At 64.5% G+C, this 24,651-nt stretch carries 23 protein-coding genes and 1 riboswitch; of the genes, 11 read left to right on the top strand and 12 right to left on the bottom strand.

Annotation, left to right across the window (positions count from 1 at the left end):
• The first annotated feature begins 29 nt into the window (after window positions 1-29).
• Window positions 30-1,589 (top strand): lysine--tRNA ligase, encoded by a 1,560-nt coding sequence (lysS, locus tag SB749_RS13130; protein ID WP_410710686.1) that lies wholly within the window; start codon window positions 30-32, stop codon window positions 1,587-1,589.
• Window positions 1,590-1,807: 218 nt separating this feature from the next.
• Entirely contained in the window at window positions 1,808-2,137 is a 330-nt protein-coding gene (locus SB749_RS13125; protein ID WP_092015973.1) for a histone-like nucleoid-structuring protein Lsr2, read from the top strand.
• A gap of 294 nt (window positions 2,138-2,431) precedes the next feature.
• Here the strand turns inward: SB749_RS13125 and SB749_RS13120 are convergent, their stop codons facing one another.
• Window positions 2,432-3,322 (bottom strand): macrolide 2'-phosphotransferase, encoded by an 891-nt coding sequence (locus SB749_RS13120; RefSeq protein ID WP_410710685.1) that lies wholly within the window; start codon window positions 3,320-3,322, stop codon window positions 2,432-2,434.
• Window positions 3,323-3,472: 150 nt separating this feature from the next.
• On the opposite strand from SB749_RS13120, the gene SB749_RS13115 reads away from it, so the two are divergent.
• A complete protein-coding gene (locus tag SB749_RS13115; RefSeq protein ID WP_139468746.1) occupies window positions 3,473-6,013 on the top strand; it encodes an ATP-dependent Clp protease ATP-binding subunit in 2,541 nt (846 codons plus the stop codon).
• A 106-nt stretch (window positions 6,014-6,119) separates the two neighbouring features.
• Window positions 6,120-6,704: an amino-acid N-acetyltransferase gene (locus SB749_RS13110; RefSeq protein ID WP_410710684.1), complete on the top strand. Its 585-nt coding sequence runs from the start codon at window positions 6,120-6,122 to the stop codon at window positions 6,702-6,704.
• A gap of 124 nt (window positions 6,705-6,828) precedes the next feature.
• Here the strand turns inward: SB749_RS13110 and SB749_RS13105 are convergent, their stop codons facing one another.
• Window positions 6,829-7,860 (bottom strand): A/G-specific adenine glycosylase, encoded by a 1,032-nt coding sequence (locus SB749_RS13105; protein WP_410710683.1) that lies wholly within the window; start codon window positions 7,858-7,860, stop codon window positions 6,829-6,831.
• Window positions 7,861-7,896: 36 nt separating this feature from the next.
• Between SB749_RS13105 and SB749_RS13100 the strand changes: the two genes are divergently transcribed.
• Entirely contained in the window at window positions 7,897-8,700 is an 804-nt protein-coding gene (locus tag SB749_RS13100) for a hypothetical protein (protein ID WP_410710682.1), read from the top strand.
• 4 nt (window positions 8,701-8,704) lie between these two features.
• Here the strand turns inward: SB749_RS13100 and SB749_RS13095 are convergent, their stop codons facing one another.
• The 3 genes from SB749_RS13095 to map are packed head-to-tail and all read right to left on the bottom strand — an operon-like array spanning window position 8,705 to window position 11,322.
• On the bottom strand, window positions 8,705-9,097 hold the full coding sequence (locus SB749_RS13095) for a VOC family protein (protein ID WP_410710681.1): 393 nt from the start codon (window positions 9,095-9,097) through the stop codon (window positions 8,705-8,707).
• Window positions 9,098-9,140: 43 nt separating this feature from the next.
• Window positions 9,141-10,508, bottom strand: a complete 1,368-nt coding sequence (gene radA / locus SB749_RS13090) for a DNA repair protein RadA (protein WP_410710680.1) — start codon at window positions 10,506-10,508, stop codon at window positions 9,141-9,143.
• A gap of 46 nt (window positions 10,509-10,554) precedes the next feature.
• Window positions 10,555-11,322: a type I methionyl aminopeptidase gene (gene map / locus SB749_RS13085; RefSeq protein ID WP_410710679.1), complete on the bottom strand. Its 768-nt coding sequence runs from the start codon at window positions 11,320-11,322 to the stop codon at window positions 10,555-10,557.
• Between the two features lie 413 nt (window positions 11,323-11,735).
• Between map and SB749_RS13080 the strand changes: the two genes are divergently transcribed.
• Window positions 11,736-11,969: a hypothetical protein gene (locus tag SB749_RS13080; protein WP_410710678.1), complete on the top strand. Its 234-nt coding sequence runs from the start codon at window positions 11,736-11,738 to the stop codon at window positions 11,967-11,969.
• 175 nt (window positions 11,970-12,144) lie between these two features.
• Here the strand turns inward: SB749_RS13080 and SB749_RS13075 are convergent, their stop codons facing one another.
• Complete coding sequence (locus tag SB749_RS13075; protein ID WP_410710677.1) at window positions 12,145-13,680, bottom strand: aldehyde dehydrogenase family protein; 1,536 nt, start codon at window positions 13,678-13,680, stop codon at window positions 12,145-12,147.
• A 102-nt stretch (window positions 13,681-13,782) separates the two neighbouring features.
• Window positions 13,783-15,003, bottom strand: a complete 1,221-nt coding sequence (locus SB749_RS13070; RefSeq protein ID WP_410710676.1) for an NAD(P)/FAD-dependent oxidoreductase — start codon at window positions 15,001-15,003, stop codon at window positions 13,783-13,785.
• A 178-nt stretch (window positions 15,004-15,181) separates the two neighbouring features.
• On the opposite strand from SB749_RS13070, the gene SB749_RS13065 reads away from it, so the two are divergent.
• The 4 genes from SB749_RS13065 to SB749_RS13050 all read left to right on the top strand — a co-directional run bounded on the left by SB749_RS13065 (window position 15,182) and on the right by SB749_RS13050 (window position 17,671).
• Window positions 15,182-16,057, top strand: a complete 876-nt coding sequence (locus tag SB749_RS13065; RefSeq protein WP_410710675.1) for a LysR family transcriptional regulator — start codon at window positions 15,182-15,184, stop codon at window positions 16,055-16,057.
• Between the two features lie 22 nt (window positions 16,058-16,079).
• On the top strand, window positions 16,080-16,682 hold the full coding sequence (locus SB749_RS13060; RefSeq protein WP_139468637.1) for a class I SAM-dependent methyltransferase: 603 nt from the start codon (window positions 16,080-16,082) through the stop codon (window positions 16,680-16,682).
• 75 nt (window positions 16,683-16,757) lie between these two features.
• Window positions 16,758-17,078: a putative quinol monooxygenase gene (locus SB749_RS13055; protein ID WP_039206485.1), complete on the top strand. Its 321-nt coding sequence runs from the start codon at window positions 16,758-16,760 to the stop codon at window positions 17,076-17,078.
• A gap of 50 nt (window positions 17,079-17,128) precedes the next feature.
• A complete protein-coding gene (locus tag SB749_RS13050; RefSeq protein WP_410710674.1) occupies window positions 17,129-17,671 on the top strand; it encodes a hypothetical protein in 543 nt (180 codons plus the stop codon).
• Between the two features lie 72 nt (window positions 17,672-17,743).
• Here SB749_RS13050 and SB749_RS13045 read toward each other — a convergent pair whose 3' ends face one another.
• From SB749_RS13045 to SB749_RS13035, 3 genes are read right to left on the bottom strand one after another with little or no spacing between them, the layout of a single operon-like run.
• Complete coding sequence (locus tag SB749_RS13045; RefSeq protein ID WP_410710673.1) at window positions 17,744-18,589, bottom strand: energy-coupling factor transporter transmembrane component T family protein; 846 nt, start codon at window positions 18,587-18,589, stop codon at window positions 17,744-17,746.
• Window positions 18,582-20,114 carry an ABC transporter ATP-binding protein gene (locus SB749_RS13040; protein WP_410710672.1) on the bottom strand — a complete coding sequence of 511 codons (1,533 nt, stop codon included), beginning with the start codon at window positions 20,112-20,114 and terminating at the stop codon, window positions 18,582-18,584. The genes SB749_RS13045 and SB749_RS13040 overlap by 8 nt, the downstream gene beginning before the upstream one ends.
• The gene (locus tag SB749_RS13035; RefSeq protein WP_410710671.1) at window positions 20,114-20,743 is read right to left on the bottom strand and encodes an ECF transporter S component; all 630 of its coding nucleotides are present in this window, start codon (window positions 20,741-20,743) and stop codon (window positions 20,114-20,116) included. The genes SB749_RS13040 and SB749_RS13035 overlap by 1 nt, the downstream gene beginning before the upstream one ends.
• Before the next feature lie 22 nt (window positions 20,744-20,765).
• A riboswitch (TPP riboswitch) is annotated at window positions 20,766-20,874 on the bottom strand.
• A gap of 146 nt (window positions 20,875-21,020) precedes the next feature.
• On the opposite strand from SB749_RS13035, the gene SB749_RS13030 reads away from it, so the two are divergent.
• Window positions 21,021-22,961, top strand: a complete 1,941-nt coding sequence (locus SB749_RS13030) for a fibronectin type III domain-containing protein (RefSeq protein WP_410710670.1) — start codon at window positions 21,021-21,023, stop codon at window positions 22,959-22,961.
• 36 nt (window positions 22,962-22,997) lie between these two features.
• Here SB749_RS13030 and SB749_RS13025 read toward each other — a convergent pair whose 3' ends face one another.
• Together SB749_RS13025 and SB749_RS13020 are read right to left on the bottom strand one after the other, a co-directional pair.
• Window positions 22,998-23,915 carry a universal stress protein gene (locus SB749_RS13025; protein WP_410710669.1) on the bottom strand — a complete coding sequence of 306 codons (918 nt, stop codon included), beginning with the start codon at window positions 23,913-23,915 and terminating at the stop codon, window positions 22,998-23,000.
• Window positions 23,916-24,072: 157 nt separating this feature from the next.
• On the bottom strand, window positions 24,073-24,612 hold the full coding sequence (locus SB749_RS13020) for a DUF4916 domain-containing protein (protein WP_025777997.1): 540 nt from the start codon (window positions 24,610-24,612) through the stop codon (window positions 24,073-24,075).
• Window positions 24,613-24,651: the final 39 nt, after the last annotated feature.

Below are 24,651 nucleotides of genomic sequence, written 5' to 3'. Positions count from 1 at the left end.
GTACGGCCCGTCCACGGTAGCCTTGATGCATGGCGAATACCGACTCGAAGACACCTGAGAACGCAGACCTTTCACCCGAACACCTCGATCCGGAACAGATCCGGATTCGAAAGGACAAGCGCCAGCGTCTCCTCGACGACGGAACCGATGCCTACCCGGTGACGGTGCCCCGCACCCACAGCCTCGCCGAGGTCCACGCCGCCCACGACGGACTCGAGGCGGGGGAGGAGACCGAGGCCATCGTCGGCGTCATCGGCCGCGTTGTCTTCGTCCGCACCACCGGCAAACTCTGCTTCGTCACACTGCAGTCCGGTGACGGCACCCGTCTGCAGGGTATGCTCTCGCTGCGCGAAGTCGGCCAGGAGCGTCTGGATGACTTCAAGACCGACGTCGACCTCGGTGACTTCCTGTTCCTGCACGGCAAGGTCATTAAGTCCAAGCGCGGTGAGCTCTCCGTCCTCGCGGACTCCTGGACCATGGCGTCGAAGGCCCTCCGTCCGCTGCCCGGACTGCACACCGAACTCGCCGAGGACACCCGCGTCCGCCAGCGCTACCTCGACCTCATCACCCGCGAGCAGGCTCGGGAGACGATGCTCACCCGCGCCAAGGTGATGTCGTCGCTGCGGAAGACGTTCGCGGACCAGGACTTCGTCGAGATCGAGACGCCGATGCTGCAGACCATGCACGGCGGTGCCTCGGCGCGCCCGTTCAAGACGCATATGAACGCCTACGACATCGACATGTACCTGCGCATCGCCCCGGAGCTGTTCCTCAAGCGGGCGATCGTCGGCGGAATCGAGAACGTCTTCGAGATCAATCGCAACTTCCGCAACGAGGGCGCTGACTCCACTCACTCCCCGGAATTCGCGATGCTCGAGGCCTACCAGTCCTTCGGCGATTACCATTCGATCGCCGATCTCACGAAGACCCTCATCCAGAATGCCGCCCAGGAGGCCACCGGATCGCTCGTCGTGACTCTCGACGACGGCACGGATTACGACTTCGGCGGAGACTGGCCGGTCGTGAGCATGTACGACTCCCTGTCCGAGCTGTCCGGCGTCGAGGTGACCCCGGAGACCGGGCTGGACGTCCTCGACAAGATCGCCGCCGACAACGGCGTCGACATGGGCGGAGTCTTCCGCTCACACGGAAAGTACGTCGAAGAGCTGTGGGAGCACTTCTACCAGGACAAGCTGTGGGCTCCGACCTTCGTCACCGACTTCCCGGTCGACACCTCACCGCTGGTGCGTGAGCACCGGACGAAGAAGGGCGTCGTGGAGAAGTGGGATCTGTACGTGCGCGGCTTCGAGCTGGCCACCGGCTACTCGGAGCTCGTCGACCCGATCATCCAGCGTCAGCGTTTCGAGGCTCAGGCCGCGGACGCCGCTCGCGGTGACGACGAGGCGATGGGCCTCGACGAGGACTTCCTCATGGCGATGGAGCACGGAATGCCGCCGACCGGCGGAATGGGCATGGGACTCGACCGTCTGCTCATGGCGCTGACCGGTTTGGGAATTCGTGAAACCATTCTGTTCCCATTCACCAAGCCGTTGGCTTCTTCGCAGGAGGACTCGGCTCAGGAGGGCTGATCTGATTATGTTGGATATCCTCAAAGCACTGCTCCCGTCGATCTGTGTGGGATTGCTGTTCTGGTATGTGTTCCGGAATATCGTCCGCGCAGATCGCAATGAACGCGAACAGGTAGATAAATACTATTCAGAGATTGAAGTTAGCGAAGTCGACGATAATCCCCGAACGGATGTTAAGATGACAGCGACAAAATCCTCTGATTACGAAAAGAGTGAACATGGCAAGGGAAATGCGCCTCGTTCTCACGGATGATTTCGACGGAAGCGAAGCGGCGGAAACCGTTCGTTTCAGCCTCGACCAGGCAACGTACGAACTCGAGCTCTCAACCGAGAATGCAGACAAGCTCCGTGAGACGTTCGCCCCATTCATCGCCAAAGCACGTCGTGTAGCCAACACCGGTGGCCGTGGCCGCCGTGCGGGTTCGTCGGGCCCCAAGCGGGACACGGCGAAGATCCGCGAGTGGGCTCAGAACAACGGGTACCAGCTCGGTGATCGTGGACGGATCCCGCTGGAGATCGTCGAAGCATACGAAGCAGCGGAGAAGTAAGAGGCTCATTCGAAAGCCGATAACTTCCGATTAGGTCCGAGGGGCCAGCGAATTGATTCGCTGGCCCCTCGGACTTTTTGCGCTCGGCCTCGGTAATATCAATTGCCCTCTTCCGGCGATGCGGCAACACAACAGTGATGAAACATCACAGACAATTGCCAGGTGGAGAGTAGTTGAAAATCATATCGAACGATGGCGCAGCCAAATGATTCGATGAAGTGGCTCACGAATCAAGGGAACCTGCACTGTGGCCGATGAAATGCCTGTGCTCATCGCACGGCAATTGAAGTCGGTTCAGATCTGCGGGTTCAACTGAATTCGTGCCGCACTCATATGCTCCGGGACTCCGGTCTGCAGAGCGTACAGCCCCAATTCGACGGGCGAAGTCGAGTAGAGCTCGCCGCAGTGCTCGGCGAACCGGGGCCAGATCCGACCGCCGGCTTCCACGTATCGCGCTGTCGTGTTCTCGAACGCTGAGGCCGAGACGCTGGCGTGGTGGAACATGAAATCTCTGGCCGGATCGCCGATTGCAGCGGTCGTCCAGTCGAGGATGCTCAGATTGACGGGTCCGTCCATGAGCTGATGCGCCGGATACACCTCGCCATGAGTCACGGTTGAGAACGACGGCCAATAGCTGTCATCGTCGAGCCATGCGGTCCACCGCCGGAGCAGAGACGGCGCCACCTCGAACTCGGCGGCGACGTGCTCGATGTCTTCGCGCTTGCGCCGTCGGATCTGCGTGGGGGAGAACTCCGGAATGCCCGTGTCCCGAACGACAGCCGGGTCGACGGTGTGAAGTTCGGCGAGGACCGATCCCAGAGATGCGGCATACTCGGGGGATTCGACATCGAAATGCCACTGCGGCTGACCACTGTCATCGATCGTCAGTCCGGGTGTACCCGGCAGCAGCGGGTAGGCGATGAGGTCATTCGAGTGGATCTGCCAATCGGGGACCGCGACGCTCAGATGCGGTGCGACGGCGCCCAGGAACCGGCCCTCGACGGCGGCTCGGGCGGAGACATCCGGACGTCGGGGTATCCGGAGCACCCAGGATCGACCGTCGACCGCCTCGGCGATGGCGACCTGGAAGTCGAGGCCGAGCTCGTTGATGACGATGGAATCGGTGATGATGTCGAGACCGTGGGCCCGGGCCAGGTCCCGGATGATCGTGGGATCGGTGGGCATGTCTGCATCCTCTCTGACGTTGCTGTGTGGGTCTCGAGTCTAGAGAATTTCGCCCACAGCCAAACGGTTTCGGCTGATGGCGAAAACTGCAATAGAACCGCGGTCGTGGTGGTTAGGCTCAGAAGAATCAGAAGACCGAGGAGGATGAATATGTTCGAGCGGTTCACCGACCGAGCACGACGCGTCGTGGTGCTCGCGCAGGAAGAAGCGAAACTTCTCAAACACAACTACATCGGCACCGAGCACATTCTGCTCGGCCTCATCCATGAGGGTGAAGGTCTGGCAGCGAAGGCACTCGAGGGCATGGACATCTCCCTCGAGCAGGTGCGCGACCAGGTCCAGGAGATCATCGGTCAGGGACAGCAGGCTCCGAGCGGCCATATCCCCTTCACCCCGCGGGCGAAGAAGGTCCTCGAGCTCAGCCTCCGTGAAGCACTGCAGCTGGGTCACAGCTACATCGGCACCGAGCACATTCTGCTCGGCCTCATCCGTGAGGGCGAAGGCGTTGCTGCGCAGGTGCTCGTCAAGCTCGGCGCGGACCTCGGACGCGTCCGCCAGGAAGTCATCAAGCTGCTGTCGGGCTACCAGGGCAAGGAACCCGTGTCCGCCGGCGGCCGCGAAGAGGGAACTCCCTCGGGGTCGCTCGTGCTCGACCAGTTCGGCACCAACCTCACCGCTGCGGCCCGCGAGGCCAAGCTCGACCCGGTCATCGGCCGGCACGAGCAGATGCAGCGCGTGATGCAGATCCTCTCGCGCCGGACGAAGAACAACCCGGTCCTCATCGGCGAACCCGGTGTCGGCAAGACGGCTGTCGTCGAGGGACTCGCACAGGCCATCGTCAACGGCGATGTCCCCGAGATCCTCGCCGACAAGCAGCTCTACACACTCGACCTCGGTTCGCTGGTCGCGGGCTCCCGCTACCGCGGTGACTTCGAGGAACGTCTGAAGAAGGTGCTCAAGGAGATCCGCACCCGCGGCGACATCATCCTCTTCATCGACGAGATCCACACCCTGGTGGGTGCCGGAGCCGCCGAAGGTGCGATCGATGCCGCTTCGATCCTCAAGCCCATGCTGGCTCGCGGAGAGCTGCAGACCATCGGTGCGACCACGCTGGACGAGTACCGCAAGCACATCGAGAAGGATGCCGCTCTCGAGCGCCGGTTCCAGCCGATCCAGGTTCCCGAACCGTCGCTGGCGCATTCGATCGAGATCCTCAAGGGTCTGCGTGACAAGTACGAAGCGCACCACAAGGTCACCGTCACCGACGGAGCTCTGGCTGCGGCTGTCAACATGTCCGATCGCTACATCAATGACCGGTACCTGCCGGACAAGGCGATCGACCTCATCGACGAAGCCGGTGCCAAGCTGCGCATCTCGCGTCTGTCGGTTCCCCAGGAGGTGCGTGACCTGGAGGAGAAGATCCTCGAGGCCCGCCACCGCAAGGAAGCCGCCATCGATGCTCAGGACTTCGAACTGGCGGCCTCGGAACGCGATTCCGAGATGAAGCTGCAGAAGGAGAAGGAAGAGCAGACCGAGGCGTGGCGCAAGTCCGGCACCGACACCTCGAAGGTCGTCGACGCCGATCTCATCGCCGAAGTGCTCGCCTCTGCCACCGGCATTCCGATCTTCAAGCTCACCGAGGAAGAGTCCTCGCGTCTGCTGCGGATGGAAGACGAGCTGCACAAGCGCGTCATCGGTCAGGACGATGCGGTCAAGGCGATCTCGCGGGCGATCCGTCGTACCCGCGCCGGGCTGAAGGATCCGAAGCGCCCCTCCGGCTCGTTCATCTTCGCCGGCCCCACCGGCGTCGGCAAGACCGAGCTGGCCAAGGCTCTCTCGGAGTTCCTCTTCGGCGATGAGGACTCGCTCATCAGCCTCGACATGTCCGAATACTCGGAGAAGCACACAGTTTCGCGACTGTTCGGTTCACCTCCGGGATATGTCGGATACGAAGAGGGCGGTCAGCTCACGGAGAAGGTCCGCCGGAAGCCGTTCTCGGTCGTCCTCTTCGACGAGGTGGAGAAGGCCCACTCGGACATCTTCAACTCGCTGCTGCAGATCCTCGAAGATGGTCGACTGACCGACTCGCAGGGTCGTGAGGTGGACTTCAAGAACACCATCATCATCATGACAACCAACCTCGGTACGCGTGATGTCTCGAGCGGACTCCAGCTCGGATTCCAAGTCGAGGGTGACACGAAGACCAACTACGACCGGATGAAGCAGCGGGTCAACGAAGAGCTCAAGCAGCACTTCCGTCCCGAGTTCCTCAACCGTGTCGATGACACGATCGTGTTCCCGCAGCTGAGCATGGTCGAGATCATCAAGATCGTCGATCTCTTCCTCGAGCGTCTCGACGTCCGTCTGGCCGATCAGGGCATGAAGGTCGACGTCACGGCCAAGGCGAAGGATCTGCTCGCCGAGCGCGGCTACGATCCCGTCCTGGGTGCCCGTCCGCTGCGTCGGACCATCCAGCTCGAGATCGAGGACACTCTGTCGGAGAAGATCCTGTTCAAGGAGATCGGCCGCGGTCAGACCATCAAGGTCGACGTCAAGGGCGAAGGAAAGGACGCTGAGTTCACCTTCGAAGGCATCGAGACCGAGAGCCTGAAGCCCGCTGAGGATGACGAAGGCGAACTCGCAGGTCTGGGTTCGTCAGGTTCGAGCGGATCCTCGGAGACCTCGGCCTGATCGTTCATCACCTTCTCGGATAACGCGTGAGAGTCCGGGTAGTCGGCAGCAGCCGGCTCCCCGGACTCTTTCGTGTTCGCCTCCGGTGATGGTGTTGAATGTCGGTATGAGCTCACACGCAGGCGACTTCGATCACGGACGGATCTCCGAGGACCACCATTCCAAGCACGAACTCCGCGGAGGTCTGTACCTGCGACGAGCGAGGACCGGCGACGTCAAAGGCATCGAAGCCCTGGTCGCCCCACTGGCCGGTGAGCGGATCCTGCTCGCCAAGGACACGGTGACCTACTTCGAGTCGCTGCAGGAGTTCTGGCTGGTCGTCGACCCACAGCCCGATGGTTCCGAGATCCTCGCCGGCTGCGGCGCCCTGCACATCATCTGGGCGGATCTCGCCGAGGCGCGCACGGTCGCCACGTCACCGGACTACCGCGGCAGGGGAGTGGGCAAGGCGATCATCAGGCAGCTGCTCGCCGATGCCCGTGAGATCGGAGTCGACCGGGTGTTCTGCCTGACCTTCGAGACCGGCTTCTTCGGTTCGCTCGGCTTCGAACCGATCAAGGGCATCCCCGTCTCACCCGAGGTCTACGTCGAGCTGCTTCACTCCACCGACGAGGGCGTCGCAGAGTTTCTCGACCTGGCCAGGGTCAAACCGAACACCCTGGGCAACTCACGGATGATCAAATACCTCTGAGCCAGACCCTGATCCTGCCCGTCACAGGCGGGCGTCGGTCTTGGCCACGCTCTCACCGGTCGGTGTAGGCGACTGCCGCACACGCACCGTCCAGTGGCGACGTTTGCCGCGTTCGGGTCCTGATTCAGCTGTTCGGCAGTGCCAATCGGCCATCGACCTGTTGTGCCAGACCGTCGTCGACGAGGTCGGAGATGAGCCGACTGATCCTGTCCGGGTCCGCACTGAGTTCACGCACTCGCGCCACCGCCGTGGCCGTCGATTCGGCCAGTGAGTCGAGAAGCACCGGGTCGAAGTCGGTCACCGAAGCGGTGAAGACGTCGAGCCGGACACCGTGTCGGTCGTCTCCGGCGACGTGCGCTGCCTTGAGGGCATCCATGATCGCACCGCGCAGCTGTCGATCGGTGCCTGCCCACTTCTGAGTCTTCGGTTTCGTCGCCGAGGCGGGTCTTCCCAATCGGTTCCATGTGCAGATGTCCTGGAGCGGGCAGGCGGGACAGTCGGGATTGCGTGCCGTGCAGACGAGAGCCCCGAATTCCATGACTCCGGCGTTCCACTCAACGTGCTTATCCTCGGGTACGAGGGCCGCCGCCCAAGCGGTCTCTTTCCGGCCGGGTGAGGTGGTGGGGCGTTCTCGGCCCGCGAAGAGGCGGATGAGGACCCGACGCACGTTCGTGTCGAGCACGGTCGTCTTTCGACCGAAAGCGAAGGAGGAGACCGCGGCGGCGGTATAGGACCCGATGCCCGGCAGTCGTTCGAGCTCTTCGGTGGTTTCGGGAACCCGGTTGTCCAGGTCCGCGGCGATGACTTCGGCGGCTTCCTGCAGTCGCAGCGCTCTGCGCGGATAGCCCAAGCGATCCCAGGAGTGGAGGACTTCGGCGGTCGGGGCGGCGGCGAGGTCGGCTGGTGTCGGCCATTTGTCCATCCACGCACGCCATCGCGGTTCGACTCGGGCGACAGGGGTCTGCTGGGACATGATCTCACTGACGAGGATTGCCCAGGCACTCGTCTTCGGGTGCCTCCACGGCAGGTCCCTGGCGGTGTCCTCGAACCAGGCGATGATGGTGTCCTGGACTCGTCTGAGCACAGGTTCGGACACCTCGGGGAAGGTGGAGGTCGACCCGGAGGGATTCGATTCGGGACCGGCTCGGTGTGTCATTTGGATGCTCATTCGCTTCGGCCTAGGCTCAAAGCGATGACTCCTTCCAATCGTGGTTCGCAGCCGAACAGAGCTGCCGGACAGCCTCGCCAGTCTAGCGGGAAGCTGCCTGCTCACGTGTACCGTCGACGCCGCATCACGCTTGCTGTGGCCAGCCTCCTCGTCCTGGGGCTTCTCGTCCTCGGAATCGTCGGAATCGTCAAAGCCATCGGCGGCCGTAGCGAAGGATCGGACAAGGTCGCTGCCGAAGAGACGACCCCGGCCGAATCGACGACCGCGGCACCCGTGCCGGATAAGAAGGCAGCGAGCGGAAAGTGCCCGGAGGACAAGGTCTCACTGAAGGCGAAGGTCGATCCGAAAAAGGTGAAGGACGGGAAAGAACCCGAATTCGGCATGGTCATCGAGAACGGGCACACCGCCACCTGCCTCATCGAAGTCGGCACCGACAAGCAGGAATTCATCGTCGAGAAGAACGGTGACGTCGTGTGGTCGTCGGAGTACTGCGCGGCGGCGAAAGACGAGAATGCCGAAGCTTCCACGGAGTTCGCACCGCAGTCGGAGAAGACCGCGAAGCTCAAGTGGAACCGGATCAAGGTCGACAAGAACTGCAACCGCGAAGACGATGACTTCGCCCCCGGTGACTATGAGCTCATTGTGAAGCTCGATGACAAGAAGAGCGAACCGACGAAGTTCACGCTCGAGAAGAGCGCCGCCGAAAAGGCCGAGGAGAAGAAGGCCGCGGAGGAGAAGAAGAAAGCCGACGAGGAGAAGAAGTCGGAAAAGGAATCCGGCGAGAAGGACTCCTCGGATGAGAAGCAGTCAGAGGAACCGCAGGACTGAGTCCTCAGGCACCGCGGTAGGAGCCGACTCCCCACGAGTTTCCATCGTGGTCGCGGAAGTCGAATTCGCGGCCGCCGTGAACCTGAGTCGCCACAGGTCGCACGATCGCATGCCCCATGTCGACGATCTCCTGGTAGAGTTGGTCGACTTCGCGTTCGGTGTCGACGACGACGTAGATCGAGCTGCCGCCCACCGAATCGAGGGCCGACCCGTCGTTGCGAACCGAACCGAACATGATGCCGCCGTTGTCACCGAACGCGAACTCGGCATGCTCGACGAGCGCCGGATCGTGCTCATTGCGCACGATCAGTCTTTCGGTGAACCCGAGCGTGACCAGCAGGTCGATCGTCGCTGCGGCATCGGTGGTCCGGAAGGCTGGAAAAACTGTCGTGGTCATGACACCAGGATGCTCCAAAACCAAGCGAAAGTCCCGGACTTTCTCACTTCTGACCCCGAAGAGCCTTCTTCGTCAGCATGAGTTCGACCGCTCCGGCGATGTGTTCGCACTCCTCGACTTCCATCTTGTCCGGCGCCGCCACATTGGTCATCGCTCCCTTGGCGACGACAGCGTGAGTGATGCCCAGCCGTTTGGCCTCGTTGAGGCGTTGGCCGAGATTGGGGACATTGCGAATCTCCCCTGACAGGCTGACCTCGCCGATCGCGACGAGGTGGCGGGCCAGCGGCTTGCCGAGCAGTGCCGAGGCCAGGGACATACAGATCGCGAGGTCGCTGGCCGGCTCGGAGAGCTTCGCTCCGCCGACGGTGGCGGTGAAGACATCGCTCTTGGCAAGGTTCGCCTGCGCGACGTTCTGGCTGAGCACAGCCAGCATCATCGCCACCCGGGAGGAATCGACTCCGGAGACCGAACGACGGGACTGGCCGCCGGCGGATTCTGTGATGAGTGATTGGACTTCGACGAGGAGCGGACGCTTGCCCTCCTGCGTCACCGTCAGGCACGTGCCGGGCGGGTTCGCACCGCTGCGCGAGAGGAACAGCCCCGAAGGGTCCTCGAGACTCTTGATCCCGTTCTCCTCCATATCGAAGCAGCCCACATCGTCGGTGGGGCCGAAACGATTCTTCACCGCTCGCAGCATGCGCAGACGCGAATGCCTCTCACCTTCGAAGGTGCACACGACATCGACGAGATGCTCGAGAAGGCGAGGACCGGCGATCGTGCCGTCCTTCGTGATGTGGCCGACGAGCACAGTCGGCAGAGACCGGGCCTTGGCTTCCCTGATGAGGGCGGACGCGACTTCGCGGACCTGGGTGACCCCGCCGGGGATGCCTTCGACCTCGGACGATGCCAACGTCTGGATCGAGTCGACGACGAGCAGCTCCGGCTGTTCGGATTCGATCATTCCCAGGACCGAACCCAGATCGGTCTCAGCAGCGAGGAGCAGTGAGTCGGCCAGGGCATTGATCCGTTCGGCGCGCAGTCGCACCTGACCGGCGGATTCCTCACCGGTGACATAGAGGACCTTGACCCCGAACATGGCGATCTTCGCGGCGACGTCGAGCAGCAGCGTCGACTTGCCGACCCCCGGCTCGCCGGAGAGCAGGACAACGGCGCCGGGCACGATGCCACCGCCGAGCACCCGATCGAACTCGGGGACGAACGTCGATCTCGCCTGCGCGAGGGTCGAGTCGATCTCGCTGATCGGCTTCGCCGCATTGGACTTCTTGACCTTAGTCTTCACCTTCGACGAGTTCGCGCCCTTTTCCTCAAGGGTGCCCCAGGCCTGGCATTCGGGGCAGCGTCCCAACCATTTGACCGTCGAATAGCCGCATTCCGAGCATGTGAAAGACATACCGCAATTCTGGCACGGGCCGCTGACATGGGAGCCCGGAGCTCGATCAGTCGAGCGCGGTGAGGATTCGGGGACCATCCTCGGTGATGGCGATCGTGTTCTCCGAATGGGCACCATTCGAACCATCGGCCAGACGCAGGGTCCAACCGTCTTTGTCGACGGAGAGCTTCTTCGAGGTGAACGACCACCAGGGTTCGATCGCCAGGGTCAGGCCTGGTTTGAGGACCAGCCCGCGACCGCCCTTGCCGCGGTTGGGCACGTGCGGATCCTCGTGCATCGTGTGGCCGAGGCCGTGGCCGCCGAAGTCGAGGTTGACGGGGATGCGGTGGGCATCGGCGACGTCACCGATGGCCTTCGAGATATCGCCGAGGCGGTTGCCTGCTTGGGCGGCACCGATTCCGGCTTCGAGACCGGCCCAGGTGGTGTCGATGAGGCGCTGGTCCTCGTCGCTGCCGTTGCCGACGACGACGGAGCGGGCGGCGTCGGCGACCCAGCCGTCGATGGATACGGCGAAGTCGAGTGTGAGCAGGTCGCCGTCCTTGAGGACATAGCTGTGCGGTTTGCCGTGGAGGACGCCGTCATTGACGGACAGGCAGATGACGTTGCGGAAGGGGCCGGAGCCGAAAGAGGGGGCGTAGTCCCAGTAGCAGGACTTCGCTCCGGCATCCTCAATGAGCTTCCGCGCGGTCTTCTCCAGGTGCATGATGTCCATGCCCGGTTCTGCGATCGAGGTCAGCTCGGCCAAGGTCTTCGCGACGAAACGGCCGGTCACCGCCATCTTGTCGATCTCGGCGGGCGTCTTCAGCTCAATCACAGGGGTCTCCTTAGGCGGGGTGCAGGGTTTCGTCGGCGTTCACTGGTCCAGACTCGATTTTAGTCCTCGGCGGTTGTGAAGTCGCGGCCGCACCCGGATCTGTGGTCAAGCAGACAGGCCCGAGCCGAGCTCAGCGTCACTCGGTTCGGTCTACCGGACAGCTGAGTCGAGAGCCGTCCGGTTCCTGAGGTCGTACCGGTGCCAGGCAATGTGCGCTTCTTGCCGGCCCGATCGCTGGCTCGGCATTTCGCTCAAGAAACTCCGTCGTTCAAGGCTGAGCGCGAATATCGCCTCGTGTACGGAACGATATCCGCGCCTAGCCTTGATCGACGCTTAAAGTGCTGTCTTGCAGGTAAGGAGTCTTGTGTTTTGTGACCTTGAAACGTAGGGTGCGCAGCATGAGGAACATCATCATGGCTTTCAGGGCAGGCATCGCCTTGGCAACCTCGGCGCTGTCGGGTGAAGAGGACCTCCGCTCGGGCGGGCCCTGGGTTCTCTCGCTCGTAGTCTTTCCCGCCTGCTCACTGCTCTGCCTCGCTTTCATTCTCCGCAACCACCGGCGACGGGAGCGTGCGGACGGCCAGCGTGAGCATGATTCTGCATCCTCGACTGCAGAGACAGGCGAGAGCGTGAGCAGCGAACGCTGAGGACACAGTCCTGCACGAGAGTCGATCGTTCAAGAGCCAGCGCGGATATCGCGTCGTGTACCACGTGATATCAGCGCTGGCCCTTGAACGACGTGAAGAGTCGCCGGTGGGCCCGTCCGCGCTTCGAGCAACCCACCGGACGAGGATCTCACCGCGCTCAGGGGACACAGCTCTCTCAGAGGAACTCGACTCCCTGCGCCAGTGGCAGCTCGCCGGAGTAGTTGATCGTGTTCGTGGCCGGACGCATATAGGCCTTCCACGAATCCGAACCCGACTCGCGTCCGCCGCCGGTCTCCTTCTCACCACCGAAGGCACCGCCGATCTCTGCACCGGAGGTACCGATGTTGACGTTGGCGATTCCGCAGTCGGAACGGGACAGGAACTTCTCGGACTCGGCGAGTTCGGCAGTGAAGATCGCCGAAGACAGCCCCTGCGGCACCCCGTTGTGAATCTCGAGCGCCTCATCGAGATCCGAATACGTGACGACGTAGAGGATCGGTGCGAAAGTTTCTTCCTTGACCACTGCGGTCTGACTGGGCATCCGCACCACGGCGGGTTCGACATAGTGAGCATCCGGGCGTTCATCGGCGAGCACTCGACCGCCTCCGCAGAGGATCTCGCCGCCCTCTGCCTCTGCCTGCTTGAGGGCCGCCTGCATTGCCTCGTACGAACCCGAATTGATGAGCGGTCCCACGAGCACTCCTTCATCAGTCGGCGAGCCGATGCTCAGCGTCTTGTACGCGGCGACGACCTTGTCGACGAACTCGTCCGCGATGGACTCGTGCACGATGAGCCGCCGCAGCGTCGTGCACCTCTGGCCGGCGGTTCCGGCGGCCGCGAAGACCACTCCGCGCAGCGCCAGGTCGATGTCGGCGCTCGGGGCGACGATGGCGGCGTTGTTGCCGCCGAGCTCGAGCAGGATCTTGCCGAAGCGCTCGGCCACGACGGGACCGACCTCGCGACCCATCCGCACCGATCCCGTCGCCGAGACCAAGGCCACGCGTTCATCCCGGACCATGGCATCGCCGACGTCCCGGCCGCCGACGAGGACAGGCGCGAGGTTCTCCGGTGCCCCCACCTCGGCGGCGGCCCGGGCCAGCAGGGACTGCGCCCCCAGCGCTGCGAGCACGGCGTTCTCCGAAGGCTTCCACACGACCGCGTCACCGGCGACCAGGGCCAGGGCAGTGTTCCAGGAATACACGGCCACGGGGAAGTTGAAGGCGGAGATGACGCCGACGATGCCGAGGGGATGCCACGTCTCCATGAGTCGGTGACCCGGCCGTTCGCTGGGCATGGTCTTGCCCCACAGCTGCCGGGACTGACCGAGCGCGAACTCGCAGATGTCGATCATCTCCTGGACTTCGCCGGCTGCCTCGGAGGGGGTCTTGCCGGCTTCGACGGTGATGATCTTGGCCAGATCCTCCTTGTGCTCGCCGAGCAGCTGTCCCCACCGCTGCACCAGCTGACCGCGGACCGGAGCGGGCACGTCCCGCCAGGTCTCGAACGCGGTCTGGGCCGCGGCGATCTTGTCCGCCGCCGTCTGCGCGGTGTCCGCGGCGATCGTGCCGAGATCCTGTCCCGTGATGGGGGAGCGAGCAGGCAGGCTCGCCGAGGCGGCCGACCCCTTGAGGACGGATGCGTCCACTCCGCAGGCGCTCAGTCCTGAGGTGAGGAGGTCGGTGATGGTCTGATCGGTGGGCAGTGCGGTCATTGCTGTCCTTTCGTCTTCCGCTGTGTCGATCGGCGGCTTGGCCGGTCGGCGGTGTTCAGTCGTTGTGGGGAGGCGGGATGTGAGGGGCGGGTGTGCGAGGACTCAGATCACGTTGAGCTCCTTACGCAGTCCGGTGGTGGTGAAGCGTCGTTTGTCCATGGGGGTCACGTCGACGAAGGGGGTGCGGCCGGTCATGAGGTCGGCGACGACCTCCCCGACGGCCGGGCCCATGAGGAAGCCGTGACCGGAGAACCCGCAGGCGTAGAAGAATCCCGGCCTCTCCTCGGCCTCGCCGATGAGGGCATTGTGGTCAGGCGTCATCTCATACAGTCCCGCCCACCCGTGTTTTGCTTCGACATCGCCGAGTTCCGGGGTGCGGGCTTCGATGTGCTCGGCCAGGGCGGCCAGCCAGTTCGGGTCGCGTTTGTCGTTGAAGGACCAGTCATCGACCTCATCGGGGCAGCCGAACAGCAGCCCGGACCCTTCCGGGTGGACGTAGTAGCTGGTGGAGAAGTCGATCGTGAAGGGCATCCGCGAGGTGTCGAAATCGACGGGTTCGGAGACCATGATCTCCCGCCGCAGCGGCTTCACGGGCAGGTCGACCCCGGCCGTGTCGCCGATGGGGCCGGACCAGGCTCCCGCCGCGACGACGACCTGTTCGCAGCTGATCGTGCCCTGATTCGTGATCACCGAGGTGGCTCTGCGATCCGTCCCGCCGTCGGTGTCGAATCCGGTGACCTCGCAGTTCTTGACCACCGTGACCCCGCGCTCGCGGGCGGCGGTGACGAAGCCTGCGACGACGGCCTCGGGGGTGCAGTGGCCGTCGCCGGGGTTGAACGCCCCGGCGATCAGCCCGTCGGTGTTGACGAATGGGGCTAGTTCGGCCACCTCGGCGACGGTGAGCATCCGCGAATCCAGGCCCATCCGCTGCTGCAGGGCCACATTGTCGGTGAACGCGCGCACGTCGTCATCGTTGTCGAGGAGGAACAGATAGCCGTTGCTGACCAGATCGATGTCGACGCCGAAATCGGTCTCGAAGTTCCGCAGCACTTCGAGCCCGCGGGCGGCCAAGGCGATGTTGACCTCGTCGGAGAATTGGCAGCGCACACCTCCGGCGGCCTTCGACGTCGATCCGGCTCCGGGGGTGTCGCGCTCGACGATGACGATGTCGCGGACTCCGCGTTCGGCCAGGTGGTAGGCGATGGCCGCTCCCATGACGCCGGCGCCGATGATGACGACGGAGGCTTCGGTGGGCAAGGCTCTGGACGTGTCGGGGACCCCGTCGGTGTCAGGGGTGGTGGTTGATGCGGTGGGGGATTCCACGGTTCACCTCGCTGTCTGCTGCCGGGGCGACCGTCGTTGGTCGCCCAGGAAACGAAGAGTGCCGACGGCGATGTCGGCGTTTGCGTCTTGACTTCATTGTGGTTGCCATCACACTTAAGGACAAGAGAGAGTTTGTGAACATAGTGTTCAAGAAACCTAAAGACAGGGGAGTGCCGCCATGACCTGGACGCTCGGACAGCTGCGGACGTTCGTCGCAGTGGCCGAACTCGGGTCGATGACGCGGGCGGCCGACCACCTCGGCTACAGCGTCGGGGCCGTGTCCCAGCACATCTCAGCGTTGAGCAGGGTCGTCGATTCCGACCTGTTCCGACGTCGCGGCCGCGGGCTCGTCCTCGCCGAAGCCGGGCGCACCCTGCTGCCCAGGGCACGGAACATCCTCGCCGCTCAGCAGCAGGCGGAGATGGCGATGCTCGGCCGGGACTTCCGCAGCGAGGCCATCGTCACCCTCGGCGTCTTCGGATCGGCATCGACGACGGCGCTGCCGAAGGTGGTGCGGGCGCTGGCCGAGCGCCATCCGCATATCGAAGTCCGGGCGCGGGAGATCAATGTCGAGACCATGTCGGCCGCCGTCATCGACGGGGTCATCGATCTGGGCATCGGGATCAACTACCCAGCTGCGCCGCTGCCGCCGATGCGCGGGCTGCGCTGGGAGGCTGTGGCCGAGGAGGACTTCGGCATCGTCGTCCCCGTGGGGACGTCCCGGCCGAGCGACGACGATCTGGCCGAGGCCGACTGGATCCTCCCACCGGCCGAGGAGCTCTTCGGTCGCGCGATGCGGTTGGCCACCTCGGCGCTGGGAATCAATGCGAAGGAGACCCACATCGTCACGGACACCGCGGTCGCGTTGGCGCTCGCCGGAACCGGGCTCGGCCTGACCCTGGCGACGCCGATCATGATGTCGTTGGGCGGGTCCGACGTCGACCTCCACCCGGTCGCGAAGGCGGGCGGACGCGAGATCATCGTGCTGACCTCCCCGGACCCCAGCGATCCGGTCCGGGCCGTCGCCAAGGTGGTCACCGACATCTTCGCCTGAGGTTCCGGCCTAGGATGAGGGCATGAGCTTCGACCATCAGTGGAACAAGGTACGCAGGGCCAACCCCGACCATTCGGCGAACTACGCGCAGCGGTGGCGTGATCTCGCGGCCGCTGGACATGACATCGGCGGTGAGGCCAGGTTCGTCAACGCCATGGCCCCGCGGGGATCGCGCATCCTCGACGCCGGCTGCGGAACCGGACGGGCGGGCGGGCTGCTCATCGACGAAGGGCACACCGTCTTCGGCGTCGACCTCGACGAGTTCCTCATCTCCGTCGCCGAGGAGGACTTCCCCAGCGGGGAATGGCACACCGGCGACCTCGCCGACTTCGATTTCGCCGGTGCCGGAATCACCGAGATCGACGTGGCGTTCTGCGCCGGAAACGTCCTGTCCTTCCTCGATCCCGCCTCGCGTCGGCAGACCCTCGGCAACATCAAATCGACCCTCAAACACGGCGGTCGATTCGTGTCCGGCTTCGGTGCCGGACGCGGGTACGATTTCGACGACTTCATCGAAGACGTCAAAGCCACGGGGATGTTCGTCGACCAGAAGTTCTCCACCTGGGAACTCCGTCCCTTCGAAGCTGACAGCGACTTCCTCGTCCTCATCGCCGAAAGGCTGTGAGCCGATCGATTCGCGATGGCGGCCGAACTAAGCTGGGATCGACCCGTACTGCTGATCAGCTGAAGGAGAATGATCATGATCTTCATCGTCGTGAAATATGACGTGAAACCCGAAAGCGTCGAGAAGTTCCCCGAGGCGGTGCGCGCCTTCACCGAGGCCGTGCGGGAAGAGCCCGGCAACCTGTGGTTCGAATGGTCGAAGAGCTTGGAGAACCCGAACGAGTTCGTGCTCGTCGAAGCGTTCACCGACGAAGGTGCCGAACCTCATGTCAAGAGCGACCATTTCGCCGCCGGTCTCGAATCGATGCGCCCGCACCTGGCCACGACCCCGAAGATCATCTCCCGCAAGATCGACGGTGAAGGCTGGGACGAGATGGGCGAACTCAAGATCGACTGATCGCCTTCCACACCTTCATCACGGGTCGATCGAGCACATAGACTTCTGCCATGGCGACCAAAGCGCAGAACATCGCATCGATCGAAAAGGCCCTCGACGAACCATGGGCCGACACCCGTGCTCGCTTGGAAGCGGCCGGAGGAGCGTCGGCGAGTCACAAGGAACTCGCCGACGCTCTCTATCCCCAGTTCGACGGCAAGGTCGACAACCACGGTTGGTGGGTCCAAGGAGCCGTCGTCGCCTATGAGCAGGAGATCGGACGCCGCGTCCCCGGCCAGCGGGCCGACGGCACCTTCGATGTCGCCGTGTCCCGCACCATCCCCGGCGATCGTTCCGCACTCATCGAAAAATTCGCGTCCCTCGTCGGCGACACCCTCAACGAGGTGGCCCTCGACGGTGATCCCCGCACCTCGGAGACGGCGAAGCGCTCCTTCTGGCGAGCCAACCTCGACGGCGGCATCAAGGTCGAAGCCGCCGCTGAGACGAAGAGCGAAGACAAAACCCTCTTCGTCCTCACCACGTCGAAGCTTCCCAGCCCCGAAGCCCTGGAGGAATGGCGGGCCTTCGGCAAGGACCTCCTCAAACAGCTCTGAGCTCTGACCGACCGGCAGCGGAACGGCTCCGACTTCTCGTGAGCACGGCAGCTCCGAGACACCCGATCCGCCTCAGCCGATGATCGGGTTCCAGACTCCGAGCATGTGAGCCGCACCGATCGCGATCCCGCAGACAGCCAGACTGAGAAACACCGCCACGACATCTCGGGTCGCGAAACTCGATCGCCGGCGCCAGGTGCGGCCCGGACGACCGAAAGCCCGTCCCTCCATCGCCATCGCCAAGGTCGTTGCCCGGCGAATCGAGACCACGAGCAGAACGAACACCCCGCTGAAGAGGCTGCCCGTGCGCCGCAGAAGCGAACCGCCGGCGACGCCTCTGGCCCGCCTGGCCATCGCCAGAATCTGCCACTCACTGACGAGCAGTCCGAGCAGGCGAGAAGCCGCCAGAACGGAGATCACGACGACCTCCGGCAGCCGCAGGTGCTGAATGAGCGCATCGGCGAGGTCACGCGGATCGATCGTCGACGCGAGCACAATGAGTGGGATCGCCAACGCCAGGGCACGGACGAAGATCGCCGCGGCCGCGGCCAGTGATCCCGTGGTGAACAGGACGGGGCCGACATCGACGACCACATCCCCGGTCTTCTCCGCCAACAGCGCCGTGCCCCAGGCCGCAAGCAGGGCGCCCGCCGGAAGGAACCACAGGCGCTTGGCCGCGGCCACCAGATCGAGTCCCGTCGCCGGCAGAGCCAGCAATGCTGCCAGCAGCACCACTCCAGCAGAGACGAGATCGATGCTCAGCAGCGCCCCGACCATGAGGATGAGAGCCACTGCGATCTTCGTCAGCGGATTGCACCGACCCAAAGCGGTCGAACGCACCACGGGGATGAGCTGCCCCGGATCCTGTACGGCGACCTCGGGGGACGAGTGAACGTGTTGGTCCAGGCCCTTACTCACCGCGATCACCCGCCCTGACATGCGAATCCGACTCACTGTCGCTGAAACGTTCTGCGCTGCTGCGGTCGCCGAGCTCGAGGAGATCGGCACTGATGGCTTCGAGGAACGCGTGATCATGACTGACCGCGACCACCGCAGAACCGTGTTCCAAGGCATCGACGAACATTTCCACCAGCCCCGCCCACGTCAGCGCATCCTGACCGAAAGTCGGCTCATCGACGATGAGCACCCGGGGCCGGGGAGCCAGCATCGCCGCCACCGACAGGCGACGCTTCTCCCCGCCGGAGAGACTCTGCGGATGAGCTTGCGCCAACCCGGTGAGCCCGAGTCCCTCAAGAAGCTCATCCACCCGAGCTCGAGACTCGGCGGCAGACCACCCGGCCAGCCGCGGACCCAGCTCGAGTTCGGCCGCCACGCTCGAGGTGAGGAACTGGTGGGCCGGTTCCTGGAAGACCATGCCGATACGCGCCGCCAGCTGCTTCGACGGCCAGGCGAACGGCCGGGGTCGTTTGGCTCCTTCTCGCAGGGCCGCCTCGGCGAGGACCTGCCCGGAGAATTCGGGCAGCAGGCCCGCCAAGGTCAGGGCCGTGGTCGATTTGCCCGCCCCGTTCGCACCGACGATTCCGAGCGCCTGACCAGCGCGCAGACTCAGGTCCAGGTCGGTCGCAGCGGGGGTGGCCATGCGCGGTCGGGCAACGCTGAGCCGATCTGTGCGCAGCAGAACCTCGCCGAGGCGGCCCGACGTTCCGCCGATTCCTGCGGTTCCGCCTCGGCGCGGGGCGGGGGAGTGCTGCGGCATCCAGATTCCGCAGTTGACGAGTGTTTCGGTCAGGTCGGGATCGGAGAAGACCTGCGCGGGCGGACCTTGGGCTGCGATGCCTTCGCGGCCGAGCACGATGACCCGGTCGACGTGATCGATCCACAGTTCGACCCGGTGCTCGACGACGAGCATTGTCGCCGCGGTCGCGGCCTGCACGGTGAGCACGGCATCGCGGACCTCGGTCGCCGAGGCGGGATCGATATTGGCCGTCGGCTCGTCGAGGACGATGACCTCGGGGGCCATCGCGTGGACCCCGGCCAGAGCCAGCCGCTGCTTCTGCCCACCGGACAGCGCAGCACTCGGATGCTCCGGCGGCAGATCGAGCCCCAACGCCTGCAGAGATCTGGGCACCTGAGCCTCGATTGCCTCGGCCGGGAATCCGAGGTTCTCCATCCCGAACGCCACGTCATCACCGATGCGGGAGAAGATCACCTGCGAATCGGGATCTTGGAGGACCAGCCCGGTGCTGTCTCGGCGAGGGTTCGGTTCCTCACCGCCGACGAGGAGTTCACCGGTGGCCTCACCCGATTCCTCGGGCAGGACGCCGGCGACGGCGTGGAGGAACGTCGATTTGCCGGCCCCGGAGGCACCGAGCAGCAGCACTTTCTCACCGGCGGCGATCTGCAGATCGAGTGGACCGACCGCAGGCACGTCACGGTCGGTGTGCGTCCACGAGAAGCCGGAAGCCGTGATCGGCAGTGCCATCAGCGCAGACGGCCGGAAGCGAAGGAGCTGAGCGCTCCGGTGGCCGCGATCGCCCGGTAGGCGAACCAAGCGCCGATTCCGGAGATGCCGAGACCGGAGACGATCGCGCAGACGGCGTAGATCGCCTGGAAGCCGAACTGCCATTCCGCGTTGTACATGATGTTCTCGCTCACGGCCATGAACGCCGCGGCCAGCATCCCCGAGGCCGCGGTGACCCACAGGGTGAAGCGCTTGTAGCCGAAGGCGGCGAAGACGAGTTCGGCACCGAGGCCCTGCAGGAGACCCGAGAGCAGAACTGTCGCTCCGAAGTGGGAGCCGAGGACGGCTTCGACGATGGCGGCGATGAGTTCGCACAGGAGCGCGGCACCGGGTTTGCGGATGATCGCCCCGGCCAGCGGGCCAGCAAGGACCCAGAGTCCTGCGATGAGACCGATCGACGGCGGGAATGCCTGGAAGGCGAGTTCGAGGACCTTCCAGCTCAGCGCCAACACCCAGAACACGAGCCCCACGGCAATGCCGAGAACGGCGGTGGTGACATAGTCGACCACCCGCCACTGTTTGGATTTCGGCGCCGCGGTGAGGGCGCGTGAAGAGGTGGGGGTGGTGTTCGGCGTGGTGGTATTCGGCATCGTGCCTCCTCATTTCAAGGAGGGGTGAAGAGTCTCGACTTCCTTCGGCGGTGCTAACCACATCAGGTTCGAGGGTCTGCAGCTTCTTCTGCACTCTCAGCGCCCCTGACGGCGCTCCCCTGTCGTAGCCACCACTGTACAACAGGGGAGCGACGCGGAGGCTGGGATCGGAAACGACGCGGAGTCCGGGGTCGGTCATCGAGGATTCACTTCCCGTTTCCCTTCCCGTCGACGGTCCTCGAACGACCGGACACTACTGGTCAGTAGGAATAGGCGGGTGAATACGCATCGACTGAAGAGACCGCTCAGTGCCCTGTCCGCCGCTACCCTGCTCGCCGCTCTGGTGGCGGCCCCGGTGCCCGTGCGTGCCGAACCATCTCTCGGTTCCGGAGGGTCGACCGCGACCCAGGGCACGAATGCCGACACTGCTCAGACTCCCAGCCCGGACCGGACGGATTCGCCCGCCGAGGCGGATGCGGGAAGCGAAGCGATCACCGATGCGGTGCTGCAGGTCGGCGCCGACCCCACTGCGCGCAACCTCTCGTGGATGAGTGAGAGCTCCGGTGGGGGAGAGGTCCGGTGGGCGCCGGCCAGTGAGGTCGACGGCGGAAAGCTCCCCGCCGATGCTGACAGGGCTGTGACCACGGACTCCGGCCTTGCCACCGACCTCAAGCGTCACTTCAACCATGCGAACATGACCGACCTCGAGCCCGACACCGAATACGCCTACCAGGTCGGCAACGAAGAGGACGGATTCACCGAGGTGCAGCAGTTCACCACAGGATCGTCCGGAGGAGACGACGAATTCCTCGTCTTCGGCGACCCCCAGGTCGGCGCCGGAGGCGGAGACCCCGACGACGCCGCCGGTTGGGACCGGACCCTGAGTTCGGCCGTGGCCACCGCCGACGACCCGAGCTTCTTCTACTCGCTGGGAGACCAGGTCAACTCCGCCGGCAACCAGGAGCAGTACGCACAGTACCTGGCACCGGAAGCCACCCGGACGATCCCGCAGGCGACGACGATCGGCAACCACGATGTGTCATCGAAAGCCTACGAACAGCACTTCAACCGACCCAATGTCAGCCAGGACCACGGCGGTGGCGGCGTCATCACCTCCGGCGGCGACTACTGGTTCATCGAGGACGGAGTCCTGTTCCTCAACATCAATTCGAACAGTTCGGACATGGACGCCCACGCCGATTTCATCGACGAAGTCGTCGCCGAGCACGGTGACCAGGCACGCTGGACGGTTCTCGGATTCCACCACTCGATCTATTCGACGGCCACGCACTGGGATGACCTCGATGTGAAGCGGCTGCGGAAGGAGATCCCTCCGGTCGCGGCCCGCAATGACATCGACCTCGTCGTCTCCGGCCACGACCACATCTACAACCGCACCTTCCTCATGGACGGCGAAGGCAAGCCCGTTGAGGGCTCCGAAGCGGGAGCCGAGGAGGAGAAGGAAGACGGGCAGACGCTCTACCTCACGCTGACCTCGTCATCGGGGTCGAAGTTCTATGGCTACGTTCCCGGCCTCGACTGGGAAGGCAAGAGCGTCCACAACGACGTGCCCGCCTTCACCCGGGTTCGAGTCAGCGACGAAGCGCTGCGAGCGACGACCTATGAGGTGCCGGCAGGCGGAGCGCCGGCCGATGGTGAACGCGCGGAAGCGCAGGCCGCAGCCGAGCAGATCGACGATGTCGAACTCAGGCGCGCCGAGGCGGAAGATCCAGCCCCGGATGACGACGCCGGTGCAGACGCGGATGGCGGGGCTGGAACAGAAGCCGACGCCGAGGCGGATGGTTCGGACGCCGAATCAGACGCCGGTGCGGGGGTCGGGGCTGAAGCGGATGGTTCCGATGCCGGACCAGAGGCCGGCGCCGGAGTCGATGCAGATGGCGCGGGAGAAGACGCAGACGCCGGCGCGGCGGGAGCCGAAGCCGACGGTTCGGAGAGCGATTCGGACGGTTCGGACGAAGGTGCGGAAACTGCCGGCACCGCCGACTCCGGCGCCGAGGCAGATGCGACCGAGGCGAACGCCGCAGGAACGGATGATGATTCGGACTCCTCTGGGACCGCCTCGGCGGGTGGGGACGGAGACCTGCCCCGCACCGGCGGTGGGCTTGCACTGCCCTTGGCCGTCGGGGCGGGGGCGCTGGCACTCGGCGCGACGCTCCTCGTTGTGAGCCGTCGCCGCCGAGATGCCGGGCTCAGCTGATCAGCACAGCCTTCCTGATCAGCACGGCGCCGCCGATCAGCTCGGCACCACCATGACCGGACCTTCGGCGTGGTTGAGGACCCCGCGCGAGACGGATCCCAGCAGAGCGCTGCGGATCCGTCCGCGCCCGCGGGTGCCCAGCACCGTCAGCTGTGCGCGCGAGCTGATCTCGACGAGGGTCTCCGTGGGATCGCCGACCGGCACCGAGGTGGTCACCGTCAGATCCGGGAACTGCTCGGACAGGGTTGCGGCTTCCTTCTCCAGACCTTCGGTCAGCTGTTTCTGCCGACGCGAGGTGACCTCGGAGCTGAGCTCGAGGTCGGGGTACCAGTAGAGCCATTCCTCACCGGCAGGCAGCACCACGACGAGTTCGAGTTCTGTGCCGCGTAAGGCGGCCTCGGCGGCTGCCGTGAACATGGCGACCCGACCGGTGTCGGAGCCGTCGACGGCGACGACGACCGGGCCTGTGTCCGCGGATGCTGACATCGACCGTTCGGAAACGACGATCGTCGGGCAGTGAGCGTGGGCAGGCAGAGCCGTGGATACGGACCCGAGGACTCGGCCCATGAAACCGCCGCGGCCGCGGGCGCCGACGATGACGACCTCGGCATCGGCGCTGAGCGTGACGAGCGCACCGGCGGAATTGCCGGGTGCGGTGCGGAAGGACTTCTCACCGGGGTAGGCGTGCAGAAGTTCGACCGCCTCGGCGAGGGTCTTCTCTGCTTCCTTCTTCGCCTTGTCATCCTCGGGTTCGCTGGGGATGGAGGCCATATTGGGGTAGATCATCGTCGGCAGCTCATAGGCAGTGACGACGGTGAGAACGGTTCTGCGGCGTTCGGCCTCGACTGCGCCGTAGCGGACGGCCTGAGCGGCGAGTTCGGAGCCGTCGAAGCCGACGAGGACGCCGAGTTCGAGGTTGAGGCCGGATTCGGACGAACTGGTTTGAGCAGACATCTCGCACCTCTCGATCGGGGCCTGTCCAACCCAGACGCCGACGACGGCCCCGACTGGCGGTATCGTCCGCGTCGCTTTCAGTCTACCAAGTCGGTTCTACAAGATGTAGAAAAAACGTGGGGTGAGAGGGTTCGTCTCACCCGGGCGTGCATCTGGCTCAGACCCGGAAGCCCAGATGGGCCAGTGCGATGCGCAGGATATGGTCCTGGCCGTAGCAGAGCTCGCCGACGATATCGGGACGCAGGGTCTCCTCGGGGGTCAGCCAATCGAGGCTGAGGGCATCGGCCCGTGGGGTGCATTCGCCGCGGACCTCCATGATGAAGCACATGGCGATCGCATGCTGGCGCGGATCGTGGAGGAGAGCCGAACCCTCGGTGGGGAAGTATTCGGCGATGTGGAACGGGCTGATCGCAGGCGGAATCACCGGCAGCGCCATCGGGCCGAGGTCGTTCTCGGCGTGACGCACCAGTGCGGTGCGGATGGTCTCGTGGAAGCGGATCCGCCCGCCCACGACCTCCCGTCCGAGGGTGCCGTCTTCGAGGCTGCGCAGCAGCAGGCCGATGCGTTCGACATTGCCGGTCTCGCCCACCCGCACCGGGATGGCGTTGACGTAGGGGATCGGCATGCGTCTGCGCAGGCGAGCGTATTCCGCGTCGTCGAACCAGTTCTCGTCGAAGTCCAGGGCAGTCCGAGTCATGACCCAATATTCCCACAACCATCCCTCGCGGCAGAAGAC

Origin of the sequence: Brevibacterium sp. SIMBA_078 (assembly GCF_046534565.1) — a bacterium.
Classification (GTDB): Bacteria; Actinomycetota; Actinomycetes; order Actinomycetales; family Brevibacteriaceae; genus Brevibacterium.
This window is presented reverse-complemented; position numbering and strand designations above follow the sequence as displayed.

Coding starts and splice junctions, on each gene's coding strand:
- lysS (WP_410710686.1), top strand. CDS start 30: ATGGCGAATACCGACTCGAAGACACCTGAGAACGCAGACCTTTCACCC.
- SB749_RS13125 (WP_092015973.1), top strand. CDS start 1,808: ATGGCAAGGGAAATGCGCCTCGTTCTCACGGATGATTTCGACGGAAGC.
- SB749_RS13120 (WP_410710685.1), bottom strand. CDS start 3,322: ATGCCCACCGATCCCACGATCATCCGGGACCTGGCCCGGGCCCACGGT.
- SB749_RS13115 (WP_139468746.1), top strand. CDS start 3,473: ATGTTCGAGCGGTTCACCGACCGAGCACGACGCGTCGTGGTGCTCGCG.
- SB749_RS13110 (WP_410710684.1), top strand. CDS start 6,120: ATGAGCTCACACGCAGGCGACTTCGATCACGGACGGATCTCCGAGGAC.
- SB749_RS13105 (WP_410710683.1), bottom strand. CDS start 7,860: ATGACACACCGAGCCGGTCCCGAATCGAATCCCTCCGGGTCGACCTCC.
- SB749_RS13100 (WP_410710682.1), top strand. CDS start 7,897: ATGACTCCTTCCAATCGTGGTTCGCAGCCGAACAGAGCTGCCGGACAG.
- SB749_RS13095 (WP_410710681.1), bottom strand. CDS start 9,097: ATGACCACGACAGTTTTTCCAGCCTTCCGGACCACCGATGCCGCAGCG.
- radA (WP_410710680.1), bottom strand. CDS start 10,508: ATGTCTTTCACATGCTCGGAATGCGGCTATTCGACGGTCAAATGGTTG.
- SB749_RS13080 (WP_410710678.1), top strand. CDS start 11,736: ATGGCTTTCAGGGCAGGCATCGCCTTGGCAACCTCGGCGCTGTCGGGT.
- SB749_RS13075 (WP_410710677.1), bottom strand. CDS start 13,680: ATGACCGCACTGCCCACCGATCAGACCATCACCGACCTCCTCACCTCA.
- SB749_RS13065 (WP_410710675.1), top strand. CDS start 15,182: ATGACCTGGACGCTCGGACAGCTGCGGACGTTCGTCGCAGTGGCCGAA.
- SB749_RS13060 (WP_139468637.1), top strand. CDS start 16,080: ATGAGCTTCGACCATCAGTGGAACAAGGTACGCAGGGCCAACCCCGAC.
- SB749_RS13055 (WP_039206485.1), top strand. CDS start 16,758: ATGATCTTCATCGTCGTGAAATATGACGTGAAACCCGAAAGCGTCGAG.
- SB749_RS13050 (WP_410710674.1), top strand. CDS start 17,129: ATGGCGACCAAAGCGCAGAACATCGCATCGATCGAAAAGGCCCTCGAC.
- SB749_RS13040 (WP_410710672.1), bottom strand. CDS start 20,114: ATGGCACTGCCGATCACGGCTTCCGGCTTCTCGTGGACGCACACCGAC.
- SB749_RS13035 (WP_410710671.1), bottom strand. CDS start 20,743: ATGCCGAATACCACCACGCCGAACACCACCCCCACCTCTTCACGCGCC.
- SB749_RS13025 (WP_410710669.1), bottom strand. CDS start 23,915: ATGTCTGCTCAAACCAGTTCGTCCGAATCCGGCCTCAACCTCGAACTC.
- SB749_RS13020 (WP_025777997.1), bottom strand. CDS start 24,612: ATGACTCGGACTGCCCTGGACTTCGACGAGAACTGGTTCGACGACGCG.